Here is a 287-nt window from a genome sequence, read left to right as displayed (position 1 = left end):
AACAGATAAGAACCCAACAATAGGGTTCTTTTTATTATGGGTTAAAAGGAGGGTGGGACGTGACAGGAGCTGAAATAAAGGCTGCCGAACAGATCGCCAACAGTCAAAATGCATGGGCTATTTTATTCATCATGCTCTTCTTAGGAGTGGTTGTATGGTTTAGGCAACACAATATAAAACAAGAAGCTCTTCACGCTGCACAGCAGGCGAAGCTTGATAAAATACACGAAGAGTCAAGACTAGAAGCAAAAGATCGTGAAAAAGCTTTACTGGTAATCATTGAACGA

1 protein-coding gene is annotated in these 287 nt (G+C 40.8%); it reads left to right on the top strand.

The window, feature by feature from the left end; translation table 11 throughout:
* Positions 1–59: 59 nt before the first annotated feature.
* On the top strand, positions 60–287 hold a 228-nt coding region (locus ICJ85_RS16180; RefSeq protein ID WP_206688061.1), incomplete at its 3' end, for a hypothetical protein.

The organism is Aestuariibaculum marinum (genome assembly GCF_014596975.1).
GTDB lineage: Bacteria > Bacteroidota > Bacteroidia > Flavobacteriales > Flavobacteriaceae > Aestuariibaculum > Aestuariibaculum marinum.
This window is presented reverse-complemented; position numbering and strand designations above follow the sequence as displayed.